The organism is Pseudomonas sp. ICMP 10191 (assembly GCF_001467335.1).
GTDB lineage: Bacteria > Pseudomonadota > Gammaproteobacteria > Pseudomonadales > Pseudomonadaceae > Aquipseudomonas > Aquipseudomonas cerasi.
This window is the reverse complement of record NZ_LKGW01000102.1, coordinates 111,924-128,707: the sequence shown is the minus strand read 5'-3', so window position 1 is coordinate 128,707 and position 16,784 is coordinate 111,924. Positions and strand designations below refer to the sequence as shown.

The following is a 16,784-nucleotide window of genomic DNA, read 5'->3' as shown; positions in this document are numbered from 1 at the left end:
TTTACAAACGGAAGCTTCTCACATCGCCGACGTTTTGCGACAAAAAAGGTAGGATTTTTCTGAAATTGTCCGGTATGTCACTAGACCAATACACAGTGTCGCGTGCGACACCACTGGCAAGCAGGCCGGACCGTGCCAAAAGACGCTGCAGCTGTCGCGCCACTGCGGCTCCGGTGTCGATCAGGGTGACCGATTCGGGGAGCATTTCGCGCAGCAATGGCTTGAGGAACGGGTAGTGCGTGCAGCCCAGAATGATCGTGTCGCAGCGCGCTGCCAGTAGCGGCTCTACATAGTGCTGCAGCAACTGACGGATTTGCGGGCTGACCAGATCGCCGGTTTCGATCAGTTCGACCAGCCCGGGGCACGGCTGGGTCACGACCCGCACATCATTGGCAAAACGGTCCAGCAAGGCCGCAAAGCGGGCGCTTTGTAGCGTTCCGGTGGTCGCCAGCACACCGACGACACCGCTGCGGGTCGCCTCGGCAGCCGGTTTGACCGCTGGCTCCATGCCGACAATCGGCCAGTCCGGGTAGCGCTGACGTATGTGCGACACACCTGCTGCCGTGGCCGTGTTGCAGGCGACGACCAGCGCCTTGGCGCCCTGCTCGCGGAAAAAACCGGCAATCGTCAGGCACCGCTCGATGATGAATTCGGGAGTCTTTTCGCCGTAGGGAATGTGCCCGCAGTCCGCCATATACAGCAGCGACTCGCTGGGCAGCAGCTGACGGACTTCATTGAGCACTGACAGACCGCCGACCCCGGAATCAAAGATTCCGACCGGCGCATCGCTGCCATGGCTCATATGAACGTCAAGCATGCTCGCCCTGCACGCTGGCCGGACCACAGACGCTGCACGCCGGGTCTCGCTTGACCTTCAGTTCACGAAAACGCGTGCTCAAGGCGTCGATCAATAACAGTCGACCAACCATGGGTTCGCCAAAACCGGCCAGCAGCTTCAATGCTTCCAGCGCCTGCAGGCTGCCAACCAGACCGACCAGCGGCCCGATGACACCCGCCTCGCTGCAGGTCAGCTCGGCTTCGCTGCCATGCCCGTACAGACAATGGTAACAAGGGCTGTCCGCACGACGCGGATCGAACACCGACAACTGCCCTTCGAGCCGGATCGCCGCTCCGCTGACCAACGGCTTGCCGGCGGCGACACAGGCGGCATTGACCGCTTCGCGGGTGGCGAAATTATCCGAGCAATCCAGCACCAGATCGACAGCCTGCACCGCCGCGTCCAGTGAGTCGGTATCCAGCGCTGCGCGATGAGCGACAAGGGTGATCTCGGGATTGATCGCGCTGAGCCGGGCGATGGCCGAATTCACCTTGGCCTGCCCGATGCTCTGAGTGTCGTGGATGATCTGGCGTTGCAGGTTGGTCAGGTCGACGTGATCGAAATCCGCCAGATGCAGCTCACCAACCCCTGCGGCGGCCAGATACAGGGCCACCGGCGAGCCAAGCCCGCCGACGCCCACGATCAGCGCACGACTTTGCTTGAGTCTTAGCTGGCCGTCGATATCGACGTGTTGCAGCAGAATCTGGCGACTATAGCGCAGCAGCTCCTGGTCACTCAGCACGGCTTGCATCCGAACGTGATGCGCTCATGCTCGCCCAGATCACGGCGCGTCTGAATACGCTCGAAGCCCTCGCGAATCAGCAGTTCACGCACCGCAGGCCCCTGATCGTAGCCGTGTTCCAGCAGCAGCCAGCCATCCGCGTTGAGGTGTGCAGGCGCCTGTTCGATGATCGTGCGCAAGTCATCCAGCCCGTCGGAACCGGCCACCAGCGCACTGCTCGGCTCAAAACGCACGTCACCAGCCGACAGATGCGGATCGGCGTCGGAGATGTACGGCGGATTGCTGATGATCAGGTCGAACTGTCGACCTTGCAGGCCACTGAACCAGTGACTTTCGAAGACTTCAGCGTTATTCAGTTGCAAGCGCTGCCGGTTGCGTTCGGCCAGGGCGACGGCCTCTGGCACACGGTCAACCGCGGTGACCTTCCATTGCTGGCGTTCGTTGGCCAGCGCCAGCGCAATCGCGCCGGTGCCGGTGCCGAGGTCCAGCACCTGAGCGGGTGCGAAGGCAGGCACCAGTTCCAGAGCGGCCTCGACCAGCATTTCGGTCTCGGGACGCGGGATCAACGTGTGCGGCGCGACTTCCAGATCAAGCTTCCAGAAGCCCTGCTGGCCGAGAATGTAAGCGACCGGCTCGCCCTTGCGGCGGCGCTCCATGTAACCGGCGAATGCCACCGCGGCTTCGGTGCTGACGATGCGCTCGGGCCAGGTGTGCAGAAAACTGCGCGGTTTGCCCAGCGCTGCCGCGAGCAGCAACTCGGCATCAAGGCGTGCAGTCGGTGAATCGGGAAGCTCGGCGCTTCTGAGTACACTTGCGATGATGGTCATTTACTCACCCAGTGCCGCAAGTTGATCAGCCTGATATTCAGCGAGTAGCGGCTCTATCACTGCATCGACCCCGCCCGCCAGAACTTCATCCAGCGAATACAAAGTCAGGTTCACGCGGTGATCCGTCACTCGCCCCTGAGGGAAATTATACGTACGTATGCGCTCGGAACGATCGCCCGAGCCTACCAGCAGCTTGCGTTCGCTGGCGATGGCATTGGCCGCCGCGCTGGTCTGCTGATCATTCAGTTTGGCAGATAGCCAGGACATTGCCCGGGCTCTGTTCTTGTGCTGCGAACGCTCTTCCTGACACTCGACGACAATACCCGACGGCAAGTGGGTAATGCGGATCGCCGAGTCGGTCTTGTTGACGTGCTGACCACCGGCACCCGAAGAACGATAGGTGTCGACCCGCAGGTCGGCAGGGTTGATCTCGATCGCCTGCTGCTCGTCAGGCTCCGGCAACACCGCCACCGTACAGGCAGAGGTATGAATACGGCCCTGGGATTCGGTCTCCGGCACACGCTGCACACGGTGCGCGCCGGACTCGAATTTCAGCTTGCCATAGACGCTGTCACCCTCGACACGCGCGATGACTTCCTTATAGCCGCCATGCTCGCCTTCGTTTTCGGACAGAATCTCGACCCGCCAGCCACGCCGCTCGGCGTAACGCGAATACATGCGGAACAGGTCGCCGGAGAAGATCGCCGCTTCATCGCCGCCGGTGCCCGCGCGGATTTCCAGAAACACGTTACGACCGTCGTTCGGGTCCTTGGGCAACAGCATGCGCTGCAATTGCGCTTCCAGCTCGACCAGTTGCTGCTTGGTTTCGCGAACTTCCTCGACGGCCATTTCACGCATGTCCGGATCGCTGTCCTTGAGCAGCGCCTGTGCGCCCTCCAGGTCACCCTGCACCCTGAGCAACTGCGCGTAGAGCGCAACGACCGGCTCCACTTCAGCGTATTCACGGGAATAGGCGCGAAAGCGTGTCTGATCGCTGATGACTTCCGCGTCGCCGAGCAGCGCGGTCAGTTCCTCGAAACGGTCGCTGAGCACATCCAGCTTATTGAGCAGTGAAGCTTTCATTGCGGGGTTTTATCCGTCGAGCCCTCACCGAGGGCAAATAGTTCCTGGGCCATGGCCAGCGCATCGACGCGACCTTCGGCAGACAGCTTCTTGAGCTGCACGCTCGGTGCATGCAGCAATTTGTTGGTCAGGCCACGCGCCAGCTGGATCAGTACGTCCTCGGCATTGCTGCCGTTGGCCAGCATACGTTGCGCCTTGCTCAGCTCTTCGTCACGCAGCCGTTCGCTTTGTTGACGATAGGCACGCAGCACATCGACTGCGGCCAGTTCGCGCAGGCGCGACATGAAGTCCTCGGCACCCACGCTGACCAGTTGCTCGGCGGCCAGCGCCGCGCCCTGACGGCTCTTGAGGTTCTCTGCCACCACTTCATGCAGGTCATCAACGCTGTACAGGTAAACATCGTCCAGCTCGCCGACTTCAGGCTCGATATCCCGCGGTACGGCGATATCGACCATGAAAATCGGTTTGTGCTTGCGCAGCTTCAGCGCACTTTCCACGGCGCCCTTGCCCAGAATCGGCAACTGACTGGCCGTCGAGCTGATCACGATGTCGCTGTTGACCAGTTCCGCCGGGATGTCCGACAGCAGCACCGCGTGCGCGCCGAACTCGGCGGCGAGCATGCTGGCGCGTTCCAGCGTACGGTTGGCGACCACGATACGCTTGACGCCCAGATCATGCAGATGCCGGGCGACCAGCGTAATGGTCTCGCCTGCACCGATCAACAAGGCCTGGCTGCGTTGCAGGTCACTGAAAATCTGTTTCGCCAGGCTGACTGCGGCAAAGGCCACAGAGACCGGGTTCTCGCCGATGGCGGTGTCGGTGCGCACCTGTTTGGCGGCGCTGAACGTCGCCTGGAACAGTCGACCGAGCAATGGCCCGACCGTGCCGGCTTCGCGGGCAACCGCGTACGCGGACTTCATCTGGCCGAGAATCTGCGGCTCGCCGAGCACCAGCGAATCGAGCCCCGAGGCGACACGCATCATGTGCCGCACGGCAGCGTCATCTTCGTGCACGTAAGCACTGGCACGCAGTTCTTCAAGACTGAGGTGATGATAATCGGCGAGCCAGGCAAGAATACTGTCCGCGCCGAGGTGCTCGTGTTCGATGTACAACTCGCTGCGGTTGCAGGTCGAGAGGATCGCAGCCTCTCGGCTTTCCGTCAGTTGGCAGAGCTGCTGCAATGCCTCGACCAGCTGTTCCGGGGTAAATGCCACACGCTCGCGAACGTCGACCGAGGCGGTCTTATGGTTGATACCGAGTGCAAGGAAGGCCATTCAGGGTCGCAGGTGGTGACGTGAAGCCGGTAATTGTCCTACTTCGATAAGCTCAGAACAACCACCACATATTATTGTCCCACTACAATCGCTCGTCGCAGACCGTGCTTTCGGGTCCGCGACACTGCAAACACACGCATTGCATCAGTTTTTCCGACGGCTGTGGGTTTTGCCAACAGCCTTGTGTCATGATGCTCACACCGCAGGTAAGCCGCCCTTCTTATATATGAATAGATCCTCCGCGTTGTTCCTTGCTCTCGCCTTTCTGGGCGGCTGTCAGTCCATGACTCCCGCCTCGTCACAGCCTGTGCCCGCTCAAAAGGACGCCCCGCCCGCGCCTGAAGCCAAGCCGCAGGTCTATGGCTCGTTCACTCAGGACACCCTGGTCAGCCTGTTGAGTGCGGAGCTGGCTGGCCAGCGCAACCGCTTCGACATCGCCCTGGACAACTACGTGACCCAGGCGATCAAGACCCAGGACCCAGGAGTCTCGGAGCGCGCTTATCAGATTGCCGAGTACATGGGTGCCGATCAGTCGGCGCTGGATACCGCATTGATCTGGGCGAGGAACGCGCCAGGCAATCTTGAAGCGCAACGCGCCGCCGCCATTCAACTGGCGCGCGCCGGGCGTTACGACGATTCGCTGGTGTACATGGAAAGAGTCCTGCAAGGCCAGGGCGACACGCACTTCGATTTCCTGGCCCTGTCGGCGGCCGAAACAGATCCGGACACCCGCAATGGTCTGCTCAAGAGCTTTGACCGATTGCTGGGCAAATACCCGAACAACGGTCAGCTGATTTTCGGCAAGGCGCTGTTGCTGCAACAGAACGGCGATTCCGAACAGTCGCTGAAACTGCTTGAGGACAATCCGCCTAAAGAAGGTGAAATCGCGCCGATTCTGCTGCACGCCCGTCTGCTGCAAAGCATGAACCGAGGCAAGGAAGCGGTGCCCCTGCTGGAAAAAAGCATCAAGAAATACCCCGACGACAAGCGCCTGCGCCTGACCTATGCGCGCATGCTTGTCGAGCAAAACCGCATGGAAGACGCGAAAGTGCAGTTTGCCGCACTCTTGCAGCAGTATCCGGATGACGACGAGCTGCGCTTCTCGCTGGCCCTGGTGTGCCTTGAAGCCAAGGCCTGGGACGAAGCGGCGGGCTATCTGGAAGAACTGATCGCCCGTGGCGCGCATGTCGATTCAGCGCACTTGAATCTGGGCCGCATCCACGAAGAGCGCGATGACCCGCAAAGCGCGCTCAACGAATACGCTCAGGTAGGCCCCGGCCCGGACTTCCTGGCGGCGCAATTGCGCCAGGCCGATATTCTGGTCAGCAACGGCAACGGTGCCGAAGCCGCCAAACGGCTGTCCGAAGCCCGCGCCGAAGAGCCCGATTATGCCGTGCAGCTGTACCTGATCGAAGCCGAAACCCTGACCAGCAATGATCAACTGGATCGTGGCTGGCAGGTATTGAATCAGGCGCTCAAGCAATACCCGGATGACGCCAACCTGCTGTACACCCGCGCCATGCTGGCTGAAAAACGCAATGATCTGGCGCAGATGGAAAAAGACCTGCGGACCATCATCAAGCGCGAACCGGAAAACGCCATGGCGCTGAATGCGCTGGGCTACACCCTTTCCGATCGGACCACGCGTTATAGCGAAGCCCGCGAACTGATCGAAAAAGCCCACCAGATCAGCCCTGACGATCCGGCAGTGCTCGACAGCCTTGGCTGGGTGAACTACCGCCTGGGCAATCTGGACGATGCCGAGCGCTACCTGCGTCAGGCCCTCGAGCGCTTTCCCGACCACGAAGTCGCCGCTCACCTGGGCGAAGTACTCTGGGCCAAGGGCGAGCAGCGCGAAGCCAAAAAAGTCTGGGCCAAGGCCCTGGAACAACAACCCGACAGCACCGTCCTGCGCAGCACACTGCGACGCTTGACCGGATCAGAGACCCTTTGACGTTATGTTTTTGCGCCATGTAATCGTATTCAGCCTCATCGCCCTGCTCACCGGCTGCGCCGGCCTCACCTCTCGCGAAGCCGTTCAGGGCAAGGGTGACCCCGCGCAATGGCGCGAGCACAAACAGCAACTGAGCAGCCTCGATGGCTGGCAGATCAACGGTAAAGTCGGTATCCGCGCGCCGAAAGACTCCGGCAGCGGCACCCTGTTCTGGCTGCAACGCCAGGATTACTACGATATCCGCCTGTCCGGCCCGCTCGGCCGTGGTGCAGCGCGGCTGACCGGCAGGCCCGGCGCCGTGGTGCTCGAAGTCGCCAATCAGGGCCGCTACGAAGCCACCTCGCCAGAATCACTGCTGCAGGATCAACTGGGCTGGAAGCTGCCCGTGTCCCACCTCGTATGGTGGGTACGCGGTCTGCCGGCACCGGACAGCAAAAGCAACTTGACACTTGATGGCGACAGCCGGCTGGCCAGCCTTGAACAGGATGGCTGGCAGGTGGAATACCTCAGTTACGTCGAGCAGAACGGTTATTGGCTGCCAGAGCGCGTCAAGCTGCACGGGCAGGACCTGGATGTCACGCTGGTCATCAAGGACTGGCAGCCTCGCAAACTGGGGCAATGACCATGAGCACGCCACAACTGGTTTTGCCTGCCCCGGCAAAACTCAATCTCATGCTGCACATTCTGGGACGTCGCCCTGACGGCTATCACGAACTGCAGACGCTGTTTCAGTTTCTCGATTACGGCGACGAACTGGGCTTTACCGTTCGCGAAGATGGCGAGATTCGCCTGCAGACCGATGTTCCCGGCGTCCCGCATGACAGCAACCTGATCGTCAAAGCTGCCCGAGCCCTGCAAAAACAGTCCGGTTGCACACTGGGCATGGATATCTGGCTGGAAAAACGCCTGCCCATGGGTGGCGGTATCGGCGGCGGCAGCTCGGATGCAGCGACCACCCTGCTGGCCCTGAATCATTTGTGGCAGCTCGGTTGGGATGAGGATCGTCTGGCGCAACTGGGGCTGACGCTGGGCGCCGATGTACCGGTTTTTGTGCGTGGCCATGCCGCTTTTGCTGAGGGCGTCGGCGAAATTCTCACCCCGGTGGACCCGGAAGAACCGTGGTATTTGGTGCTCGTTCCGCAAGTCGCTGTAAGTACAGCAGAAATTTTTTCAGATCCGTTGTTGACACGCGACACGCCGCCCATTAAAGTGCGCCCCGTTCCCAAGGGAAACAGTCGAAATGACTGTAAGGCGGTTGTAGAGAGGCGTTACCCAGAAGTACGTAACGCTTTGAATTTGTTAGGTAAATTTACCGAAGCAAAATTAACCGGAACTGGAAGTTGTGTGTTTGGGGCCTTCCCAAACAAAGCTGAAGCTGATAAAGTCTCGGCCCTTCTTACAGAGACCCTTACGGGGTTCGTAGCGAAAGGAAGCAACATCTCGATGTTGCATCGTAAGCTGCAAATTCTGTAGCAGGAATTGAGTGCCAGGCACTCGATTGATTCAATACAGGGGCGTCGCCAAGCGGTAAGGCAGCAGGTTTTGATCCTGCCATGCGTTGGTTCGAATCCAGCCGCCCCTGCCATTTTCTATACTCATCCAGGTTACCCTCAGCCTCTAGGTACTGCGCGTGTCCAAGATGATGGTCTTTACGGGGAATGCCAACCCCGATCTCGCTCGGCGTGTAGTACGTCAGCTGCATATCCCACTGGGTGATGTTTCTGTTGGAAAATTTTCCGACGGTGAAATCAGCACTGAGATTAATGAAAACGTCCGCGGTAAAGACGTCTTTATCATTCAGCCGACCTGCGCACCCACGAACGACAACCTGATGGAACTCGTCGTGATGGCTGATGCCTTCCGTCGCTCCTCAGCGTCCCGAATCACTGCTGTGATTCCCTACTTTGGTTATGCCCGCCAGGATCGCCGTCCGCGCTCCGCACGTGTTGCAATCAGCGCAAAAGTTGTCGCTGACATGCTGACCGTGGTGGGAATCGATCGTGTACTCACGGTTGATCTTCATGCTGACCAGATTCAGGGCTTCTTCGACATTCCGGTAGATAACATCTACGGCTCCCCCGTTCTGGTGGATGACATCGAAGATCAGCGCTTTGAAAACCTGATGATCGTTTCCCCGGATATCGGCGGTGTCGTGCGTGCACGTGCTGTCGCCAAATCCCTGGGTGTCGATCTCGGGATCATCGACAAACGCCGTGAGAAAGCCAATCACTCCGAAGTGATGCATATCATTGGTGATGTCGAAGGGCGTACCTGCATTCTGGTTGATGACATGGTCGATACCGCCGGCACGCTGTGCCACGCGGCCAAGGCCCTGAAAGAGCATGGTGCTGCCAAGGTCTTCGCCTACTGCACACACCCTGTGCTGTCGGGTCGGGCGATCGAAAACATTGAAAATTCCGTGCTGGACGAACTGGTGGTGACCAACACCATCCCGTTGTCCGCCGCCGCTCAAGCCTGTGGCCGTATCCGTCAACTGGATATTGCCCCGGTAGTCGCCGAAGCGGTTCGCCGCATCAGCAACGAAGAATCGATCAGCGCGATGTTCCGTTAACTGACATCACGCAGACNCCTGACATCCGGTCAGGGCGGGGCTTTTTTGCCCATACCATCCGAGCGCTGGTCGCAAACGCAACGGTGGATGTGGTTAATTTGGAGATACAACATGAACGAATTTACCCTGAATGCAGAACAGCGTTCCGACCTGGGGAAAGGTGCGAGCCGCCGCCTGCGTCGTCTCGCTAGCCTGGTTCCAGCTGTCGTCTACGGTGGCGACAAAGCCCCCGAGTCCATCAGCATGCTGGCCAAGGAAGTTGCCAAACTGCTGGAAAACGATGCGGCCTACAGCCACATCATCGAGCTGAACGTTGGTGGCAAGAAGCAAAACGTCATCATCAAGGCGCTGCAACGTCACCCGGCCAAAGGCCACGTGATGCACGCTGACTTCGTGCGCGTTATTGCCGGCCAGAAACTGACCGCAATCGTGCCGATCCACTTCCTGAACGAAGAAGCTCCGGTCAAGAAAGGCGGCGAGATCTCGCACACTACCACTGAACTGGAAGTGACCTGCCTGCCGAAAGACCTGCCAGAGTTCATCGAAGTTGATCTGGGCACGCTGGAAGTAGGTGACAACGTTCACCTGTCCGAACTGAAAGCCCCTAAAGGCGTTGAGTTCGTCGCTTTGGCACACGGTACTGACCTGGCAATCGCCAACGTCCACGCACCGCGTATCGTCAAAGACGAAGAAGAAGGTGAAGCTGAAGAAGGCGCTGCCGAGTAATTCATTACTTGGTAACGTCGGAGTTGCTCAGGAGACATCGCGAGCGATAGCAGGCAAAGCGGGCGAGATCGCTGAGTTTACATCATGGTAAATGAGCAGTTTTCGTCCACATTGCCGCTGTCGTCAGCGGTTCAACCCTCAACTCCAAAGGAAGAGCCCCTGTCGTGACCGCCATACAACTGATCGTGGGCCTGGGAAATCCAGGCGCCGAATACGAACAGACCCGGCATAACGCAGGGGCTTTTTTTGTTGAGCGTATTGCTGCGGCGCAACGAGTCAATCTCGTTCCCGAGCGCAAATTCTTTGGCCTGACCGGGCGCTTCACGCACCAGGGTCAGGATGTTCGTCTGCTGATTCCCACCACTTACATGAACCGCAGCGGCCAGGCTGTCGCGGCACTCGCCGGCTTTTATCGCATCCCGGTCGAGTCGATTCTGGTGGCGCATGACGAGCTTGACCTGCCTCCAGGCGTCGCCAAACTCAAAGTAGGCGGCGGCCATGGCGGTCATAACGGGCTGCGCGACATCATTGCGCAGCTCGGCAATCAGAACACATTCCATCGCTTGCGGCTTGGCATTGGCCACCCGGGCGATGCCAGCAAGGTATCCGGCTTTGTCCTGGGTCGAGCGCCACGCGCCGAACAGGAAAAACTGGACGCCAGTATCGACTTTGCCCTCGGCGTGCTGCCGGATATCTTCGCCGGTGAATGGAACCGGGCGATGAAAAACCTGCACAGCCAGAAGGCCTGACATCACTCGAGGGGAAACACCATGGGATTCAATTGCGGCATCGTCGGCCTGCCTAACGTCGGCAAGTCCACCCTGTTCAACGCCCTGACCAAATCTGGTATCGCGGCCGAGAACTTCCCCTTCTGCACCATCGAACCGAACAGCGGCATCGTGGCCATGCCCGACCCGCGTCTGGCGGCCCTGGCAGCCATCGTCAACCCGAAACGCATCCTGCCGACCACCATGGAGTTCGTCGACATCGCCGGCCTTGTGGCAGGCGCTTCGAAGGGCGAAGGCCTGGGCAACAAGTTTCTCGCCAACATCCGCGAGACCGACGCCATCGCCCACGTGGTGCGCTGCTTTGAAGACGAGAACGTGATTCACGTTTCCAACAGCGTCGACCCCAAGCGCGATATCGAGATCATCGATCTGGAACTGATCTTCGCCGACCTCGACAGCTGCGAGAAGCAACTGCAAAAGGTCACCCGCAACGCCAAGGGCGGCGACAAGGACGCAGTGGTCCAGAAAGGCCTGCTCGAGCAGTTGATTGCACACTTCAGCGAAGGCAAGCCTGCACGCAGCCTGATGAAGAGCATGAGCAACGACGAGAAAGCCACCATCCGTGGCTTCCACCTGCTGACCACCAAGCCGGTCATGTACATCGCCAACGTCGCCGAAGACGGTTTCGATAACAACCCGCTGCTGGACGTGGTCCGCGCTATCGCCGAAGAAGAAGGCGCAATGCTGGTGCCGGTCTGCAACAAGATCGAAGCCGAAATCGCCGAGCTCGATGACGGCGAAGAAAAAGACATGTTCCTTGAAGCCCTGGGCCTCGAAGAACCCGGCCTGAACCGCGTAATTCGCGCTGGCTACGAAATGCTCCACCTGCAGACCTACTTCACCGCAGGCGTCGAAGAAGTCCGCGCCTGGACCGTCCGTGTCGGTGCCACCGCACCACAAGCCGCAGGCGTGATCCACACCGACTTCGAAAAAGGCTTCATCCGCGCCGAAGTGGTGGCGTATGACGACTTCATCCAGTTCAAGGGTGAGTCAGGCGCCAAGGAAGCCGGGAAGTGGCGTCTGGAAGGCAAGGAATACATCGTCAAGGACGGTGATGTGATGCATTTCAGGTTTAACGTCTGATTCGAGTCTTCGGTTTCAGGGGCATCCTGAAACACTTCGAACTGCACACCTCGATAAAACCGCGCCCTGACGCGGTTTTATCGTTTTTGGGCTGCCTGCGAGAAACGCGCCTTGCGCCTGATACGCTCCATTTTTGTGTTGCACTAAAAGCAACAAAGTTTTCAGTTTGTGTTTTTGCTCGCTCTTCGACCCCATGTCCATACTCCCCTACCGACACAGGAGATGGATATGAGCCCTCTTTGGCAGCGCCTTCGCGAACAGGCTCACCAGTTGAGCGAACGCAATCCAGCATTAGGCGAATACGCCAAAAGCCACCTGCTCGACTACGAAACGTTCGAGGCTGCGCTTGCCGCAAACCTCGCACGTCAGATTCAGGCTCAAGCCAGTAACGTAGCACTGGAGAGCTGGTTCAAGTCGATCATCGACGCCAACCCCGGTATCGCAGAAGCGGCCGCAGCCGATATAAACCACCTGGAAATCGTCAATCCGGCTTGTCCTGACCACCTCACCGCTTTTCTGACCTTCCGCGGTATCCTCGCTGTGCAGGCTTATCGCATCGCCCACGCACTCTGGGCTGAAGGAGACGTGCAAAGCGCGGTGCTCTTACAGAACTGGGCGGCCAATACCTGGAGCATCGACATTCATCCTGCCGCTCGTCTGGGCCGGGCGCTGTTCGTCGATCACGGTATTGGCCTGGTCATTGGCGAGACCGCTGTAGTCGAGGATCAGGTAAGCCTGTGGCACGGCGTCACTCTGGGCAGCACACTCAGCGAGGCGGGCGACAGACATCCCAAGATCCGCCGGGGCGCATTGATTTGCGCCGGTGCAACCGTTCTGGGAAACATTGAGGGGGAGCGCGTGCAATCGTGGCGGCCAATGCGGTGGTACTCAAGCCGGTAGCCGCAGGAACCGTGGTTGCGGGCGCTCCAGCCAAGGTAGTAGGCGACGCTCCCGCAGCCCTCGCTACCTTTAAAGCAAAATCCCGACGCTAACAGGAGATCCCGCCATGACAGCTACCGCGCAGTTCCCGCAGGGTATCGATCATCCTCTGGTCACGGTACGCAATCACTCCGAGGCACTGGAACTCTATCGCAAGATGGGGTTCGCGCCCTCCCCGGTCAGCCGTCACCCTTGGGGAAGTGTCACATCCCTGATGATGTTCCCGGGTAACTTCATCGAACTGATCGGCGTAGAGGATGCCTCCAAATTCGGAACTAACGCGGTAAACGGCTTCTGTTTCGGCCGTCAGTTGGGGCAATTTCTCGACCGCGGTGAAGAAGGCATTTCGTTGGTAGCACTGCACAGCAAAGATGCCGATGCTGACCACGCCCGTCTGGTGCAGGCTGGTCTGGAAAGTCAGGGTCGTATCGACTTTCGCCGCAAGATGACCTTGCCCGATGGTCGTCAGGATGAAGCGGTGGTTTCCCTGGCCTTGTTTATAGACCCTGAACTACCGGACGCCTCCAACTTTATCTGCCATCAACACAGGCCAGAGCTGATATGGGTTCCAGACTGGCAAAACCATCCCAATGGCGCGGACGCAATCCTGGCGATCACCTACCTTGCAGAACCCCGGTTACTGGAGACCCGCTGGAGAGCGATCTATGGCGATGCGGTGAAGTACAACGGCGAGGTACTGGAAGCAGATACACGATGCGGCCTGCTCAGGGCCATAGACGCAGCCACGGCAGCCCGAGAGTTTGCAGGCATCGAACTGCCCGGCAGCGTTGAAGAGCGTCCCCACGCGATTGCCATCCGGCTGCACACCAAACGCCTCGATGCGCTGCGCGCGATCCTCGAAGACAACAAGGTTGCGCATCGAGAAGCCTCGGGGCGCATTTACGTCGCACCGCAAGCCGCCGGCAACGTCATCCTGGAGTTCACTCAGAACCGCTAGACGAGGCTTATCCAAGGACCTGTCACTGTCCTGAGCGATCAGGCGGCAAATACATGGACAGAACAACCACCCTTTCCCAACGAAAAACGCCCCGCAAACAGGTTTGCGGGGCGTTCGGACCAACATTCAGCGGATGCCGGATTACTTCTTCAGACGACCGTAACGGTCTTCAAAGCGCACGATGTCGTCTTCGCCCAGGTAAGAGCCGGACTGCACTTCGATCAGCTCCAACGGCACCTTGCCAGGGTTGGCCAGCGAGTGCTTGACGCCCAGCGGGATGTAAGTGGACTGATTCTCGGACAGGATCAGTTCCTTATCGTCGCAGATAACCTTGGCGGTACCGGATACAACGATCCAGTGCTCGGCGCGGTGGTAGTGCATCTGCAGCGACAGGCACTCACCTGGCAGTACGCTGATGCGCTTGACCTGATAACGCTCGCCGAGATCGATCGTGTCGTAGTGGCCCCACGGGCGGTTGACCAGTGGATGAGTGACGAACTCGGGACGCTCTTCTGCCTGCAGACGCTTGACCACGTCCTTGACCTGCTGGCTGTTGTGCTTGTTGGCAACCAGAACGGCGTCCTTGGTTTCGATAACGATCAGGTCCTCGACGCCAACAGTGGCAACCAGTCGATGGTGCGACTGCACCAGGCAGTTGCGCGTGTCGATTGCCATCACATCGCCTTCCAGGCGGTTGGCATTTTCGTCGTGCGGGCCCACGTCCCAGATCGCTGCCCAGCTGCCCAAATCGTTCCAGCCTGCATCCAGTGGCACGACCAGACCAAGGTCGGTGTGCTCCATGACCGCGTAGTCCACGGACTCATCGGCGCACAAGGCAAACTTCTCGGCCGAGACATGCAGGAAGTAGTTGTCGGCATCGGAGTCAGCCAAGGCTATGCGGCAGGCAGACAATATGTCGGAGCGATGCTTTTTCAGCTCAGCCAGGAACACCGAGGCACGGAACATGAACATACCGCTGTTCCACAGGTAAGCACCTGAGGATAGGTATTCGGCAGCCATCTCCGGGGAAGGCTTTTCCTTGAAGGCCTCGATCGCGAAGCCACCCTGAGCAATGGATTCACCACAGTGGATGTAGCCAAAACCGGTCTCAGCGTGAGTCGGGGTGATACCGAACGTCACCAGACGACCTGCCTCGGCGTGCGTCTGTGCAACCTCTACCGCTTGTCGGAAAGCTTCTTCATCATGGATATGGTGGTCGGCAGCCAGCACCAGCAGGATCGGGTCGGCGCCATCAGCCATCGCTTCAAGCGCAGCCAAGGCTATGGCCGGCGCCGTGTTGCGGGCGAGCGGTTCAAGGATGACACGGCGACTGCCCATCTTCGCCACACGCAGCTGCTCGGCGACAATGAAGCGGTGATTTTCGTTGCTCACAACAACCGCAGGCGCGTGCTCAAGGCCTTTCAGGCGGCCCAGTGTGCGTTGAAACATGGTTCCCTGATCCTGGCCATCAAGGGCAAGAAACTGCTTCGGGAAACTCTGCCGCGACAAAGGCCACAACCGCGAACCACTACCGCCAGCCAGAATTACAGGGGTGAACATAGACGCTCCATTCTTGGGCCACTAAGGCGTAGCAAAGCCCGTATTATCCGGGTGCCCCAGCCGCTATGCAACATGAAGGCCACTACAATATGCCTGCCATTCAGTAACTCCGTCGCCGCAACTGCTCGCCACCCCGTGCGAGCCAAGCCGCCGCATGTTAGTCTTCGCGCCCGATTCCGCGCCTGATTCCGCATATCCGCCACACGCAAGCGTAATACGCTGCCTTGGTACACCATTGAGAAGTAATGTAATTGATCGACATTGAGAACGACAGAACATGGATATAGGCTTGAGTTGTACGGTCTGGGCGAAAGGCGAACGTGCCGGCCATCTGGACGGTATCGGCATATATTCCAGGGCGCTTTGGCACAGTCTGACCAAGCTGAGTCAGGCTGAAGATATCCACGTCAAACCTTACGCATTCGGCAAGCACCTGCCAGTCCTGGCCTGTGGTCAGCCGCAACAGTTGTCCAGCGACTACCGTATTCATGCCGTGCTCAGTGGCGTCCTCAAACTGCCATTGGGTAGCTCGGCAAGCATCGCCAAAGACGTACAACTGTTCCATGCCACGGATCACCATATCCCGCGGATCAAAGGCGTACCTGTCGTCGCTACGATCATGGACATGATTCCGGTGCTGCACCCGGAATGGATCAAGCAAGACCTCAAGCGCCTGAAAAGCTGGCTGTTCACCACCAGCATCGAGCGCGCCGAGCACATCATCACCATCTCCGAATACAGCAAGCAGGACATGGTTCGTCACCTGGGCATTGCGCCAGAACGCATCAGTGTCACGCCACTTGGCGTGGACCCTGTGTATTTCGAGCGCATCAACACTGCCGAGCGTGACAGAGTGCTGGCTACACACGGCCTCAAACCTGGCTTCTTTCTCGTGGTGGGCACCCTGCAACCTCGCAAGAACCTGCAACGCGTGCTTGAAGCCTTCCAGCAACTGCCCGCGCAGGTGCGCAAAGAGCACCCGCTTGTGATCGTCGGTCGTGACGGTTGGAGCAACGAAGAACTGCTACCGCAGCTTGAGGCGTTGCAGCAACGTGGCGAAGGTCGCTGGCTGAGTTACCTGCCACAGAATGAGGTGCTGGCGCTGCTGCAAAGTGCCGGAGCGCTGGTGTTTGCTTCGCTGTATGAAGGGTTCGGTCTGCCGGCCATCGAGGCATTCGCGGCGCAGTGTCCACTGATCGCGTCCAACAATTCTTCACTGCCGGAAGTGACGGGGGATGCAGCATGGGCTGTCGACCCGAACAGTGCGGAGAGCATCAGCACTGCAATGCTCGCCGTACTGGAACAGCCAGAAGAGCGTGAGCGCAAAGTTCAGTCAGGGCTGGGGCGTGCGCGTCATTTCAGTTGGGATGCCTGCGCGCAGAGCACGCTGGATATCTACCGCAAGGTGCTGGCGGCTCGTCGCTAGAAGAGCCGCCAGGC

General features: G+C 59.2%; 15 protein-coding genes, 1 tRNA gene and 1 pseudogene. 11 read left to right on the top strand and 6 right to left on the bottom strand.

The window, feature by feature from the left end:
- Position 1 precedes the first annotated feature (1 nt).
- From murI to hemA, 5 genes are read right to left on the bottom strand one after another with little or no spacing between them, the layout of a single operon-like run.
- Positions 2-817, bottom strand: a complete 816-nt coding sequence (gene murI / locus AO388_RS09460) for a glutamate racemase (protein WP_058416364.1) — start codon at positions 815-817, stop codon at positions 2-4.
- On the bottom strand, positions 810-1,580 hold the full coding sequence (locus AO388_RS09455) for a molybdopterin-synthase adenylyltransferase MoeB (protein WP_161428593.1): 771 nt from the start codon (positions 1,578-1,580) through the stop codon (positions 810-812). Before AO388_RS09455 ends, murI begins: the two co-directional genes overlap by 8 nt.
- A complete protein-coding gene (gene prmC / locus AO388_RS09450; protein ID WP_003365617.1) occupies positions 1,574-2,407 on the bottom strand; it encodes a peptide chain release factor N(5)-glutamine methyltransferase in 834 nt (277 codons plus the stop codon). Before prmC ends, AO388_RS09455 begins: the two co-directional genes overlap by 7 nt.
- Positions 2,408-3,490: a peptide chain release factor 1 gene (gene prfA, locus AO388_RS09445; protein ID WP_003404940.1), complete on the bottom strand. Its 1,083-nt coding sequence runs from the start codon at positions 3,488-3,490 to the stop codon at positions 2,408-2,410.
- A complete protein-coding gene (gene hemA / locus AO388_RS09440; RefSeq protein ID WP_003433718.1) occupies positions 3,487-4,764 on the bottom strand; it encodes a glutamyl-tRNA reductase in 1,278 nt (425 codons plus the stop codon). Before hemA ends, prfA begins: the two co-directional genes overlap by 4 nt.
- A gap of 226 nt (positions 4,765-4,990) precedes the next feature.
- Between hemA and AO388_RS09435 the strand changes: the two genes are divergently transcribed.
- The 10 genes and pseudogenes from AO388_RS09435 to AO388_RS09390 all read left to right on the top strand — a co-directional run bounded on the left by AO388_RS09435 (position 4,991) and on the right by AO388_RS09390 (position 13,784).
- Complete coding sequence (locus tag AO388_RS09435; protein WP_003433719.1) at positions 4,991-6,718, top strand: tetratricopeptide repeat protein; 1,728 nt, start codon at positions 4,991-4,993, stop codon at positions 6,716-6,718.
- A gap of 4 nt (positions 6,719-6,722) precedes the next feature.
- On the top strand, positions 6,723-7,340 hold the full coding sequence (gene lolB, locus AO388_RS09430) for a lipoprotein insertase outer membrane protein LolB (RefSeq protein WP_058416363.1): 618 nt from the start codon (positions 6,723-6,725) through the stop codon (positions 7,338-7,340).
- A 2-nt stretch (positions 7,341-7,342) separates the two neighbouring features.
- Positions 7,343-8,191, top strand: a complete 849-nt coding sequence (gene ispE / locus AO388_RS09425) for a 4-(cytidine 5'-diphospho)-2-C-methyl-D-erythritol kinase (protein WP_003365629.1) — start codon at positions 7,343-7,345, stop codon at positions 8,189-8,191.
- Between the two features lie 37 nt (positions 8,192-8,228).
- Positions 8,229-8,303, top strand: a tRNA-Gln gene (locus tag AO388_RS09420).
- Positions 8,304-8,348: 45 nt separating this feature from the next.
- On the top strand, positions 8,349-9,290 hold the full coding sequence (locus AO388_RS09415) for a ribose-phosphate pyrophosphokinase (protein WP_003317125.1): 942 nt from the start codon (positions 8,349-8,351) through the stop codon (positions 9,288-9,290).
- Between the two features lie 111 nt (positions 9,291-9,401).
- The gene (locus tag AO388_RS09410) at positions 9,402-10,016 is read left to right on the top strand and encodes a 50S ribosomal protein L25/general stress protein Ctc (RefSeq protein WP_003365632.1); all 615 of its coding nucleotides are present in this window, start codon (positions 9,402-9,404) and stop codon (positions 10,014-10,016) included.
- A 164-nt stretch (positions 10,017-10,180) separates the two neighbouring features.
- Positions 10,181-10,765, top strand: a complete 585-nt coding sequence (gene pth, locus AO388_RS09405; RefSeq protein ID WP_003317127.1) for an aminoacyl-tRNA hydrolase — start codon at positions 10,181-10,183, stop codon at positions 10,763-10,765.
- A gap of 21 nt (positions 10,766-10,786) precedes the next feature.
- On the top strand, positions 10,787-11,887 hold the full coding sequence (gene ychF / locus AO388_RS09400; protein ID WP_058416362.1) for a redox-regulated ATPase YchF: 1,101 nt from the start codon (positions 10,787-10,789) through the stop codon (positions 11,885-11,887).
- A 228-nt stretch (positions 11,888-12,115) separates the two neighbouring features.
- Positions 12,116-12,879: pseudogene (gene epsC, locus AO388_RS09395) on the top strand (serine O-acetyltransferase EpsC).
- Between the two features lie 14 nt (positions 12,880-12,893).
- Positions 12,894-13,784 carry a VOC family protein gene (locus AO388_RS09390; protein ID WP_058416361.1) on the top strand — a complete coding sequence of 297 codons (891 nt, stop codon included), beginning with the start codon at positions 12,894-12,896 and terminating at the stop codon, positions 13,782-13,784.
- Positions 13,785-13,925: 141 nt separating this feature from the next.
- Here AO388_RS09390 and AO388_RS09385 read toward each other — a convergent pair whose 3' ends face one another.
- Positions 13,926-15,344: a mannose-1-phosphate guanylyltransferase/mannose-6-phosphate isomerase gene (locus AO388_RS09385; RefSeq protein WP_058416360.1), complete on the bottom strand. Its 1,419-nt coding sequence runs from the start codon at positions 15,342-15,344 to the stop codon at positions 13,926-13,928.
- Between the two features lie 277 nt (positions 15,345-15,621).
- Here AO388_RS09385 and AO388_RS09380 point away from each other — a divergent pair, with 277 nt between their 5' ends.
- On the top strand, positions 15,622-16,770 hold the full coding sequence (locus AO388_RS09380; RefSeq protein WP_058416359.1) for a glycosyltransferase family 4 protein: 1,149 nt from the start codon (positions 15,622-15,624) through the stop codon (positions 16,768-16,770).
- The last annotated feature ends 14 nt before the right edge of the window (positions 16,771-16,784 follow it).

Bases quoted from the DNA above. Each gene is read 5' to 3' on its own strand.
- murI (WP_058416364.1), bottom strand. From the start codon at position 817: ATGCTTGACGTTCATATGAGCCATGGCAGCGATGCGCCGGTCGGAATC.
- prmC (WP_003365617.1), bottom strand. From the start codon at position 2,407: ATGACCATCATCGCAAGTGTACTCAGAAGCGCCGAGCTTCCCGATTCA.
- prfA (WP_003404940.1), bottom strand. From the start codon at position 3,490: ATGAAAGCTTCACTGCTCAATAAGCTGGATGTGCTCAGCGACCGTTTC.
- hemA (WP_003433718.1), bottom strand. From the start codon at position 4,764: ATGGCCTTCCTTGCACTCGGTATCAACCATAAGACCGCCTCGGTCGAC.
- AO388_RS09435 (WP_003433719.1), top strand. From the start codon at position 4,991: ATGAATAGATCCTCCGCGTTGTTCCTTGCTCTCGCCTTTCTGGGCGGC.
- lolB (WP_058416363.1), top strand. From the start codon at position 6,723: ATGTTTTTGCGCCATGTAATCGTATTCAGCCTCATCGCCCTGCTCACC.
- ispE (WP_003365629.1), top strand. From the start codon at position 7,343: ATGAGCACGCCACAACTGGTTTTGCCTGCCCCGGCAAAACTCAATCTC.
- AO388_RS09410 (WP_003365632.1), top strand. From the start codon at position 9,402: ATGAACGAATTTACCCTGAATGCAGAACAGCGTTCCGACCTGGGGAAA.
- ychF (WP_058416362.1), top strand. From the start codon at position 10,787: ATGGGATTCAATTGCGGCATCGTCGGCCTGCCTAACGTCGGCAAGTCC.
- AO388_RS09390 (WP_058416361.1), top strand. From the start codon at position 12,894: ATGACAGCTACCGCGCAGTTCCCGCAGGGTATCGATCATCCTCTGGTC.
- AO388_RS09385 (WP_058416360.1), bottom strand. From the start codon at position 15,344: ATGTTCACCCCTGTAATTCTGGCTGGCGGTAGTGGTTCGCGGTTGTGG.
- AO388_RS09380 (WP_058416359.1), top strand. From the start codon at position 15,622: ATGGATATAGGCTTGAGTTGTACGGTCTGGGCGAAAGGCGAACGTGCC.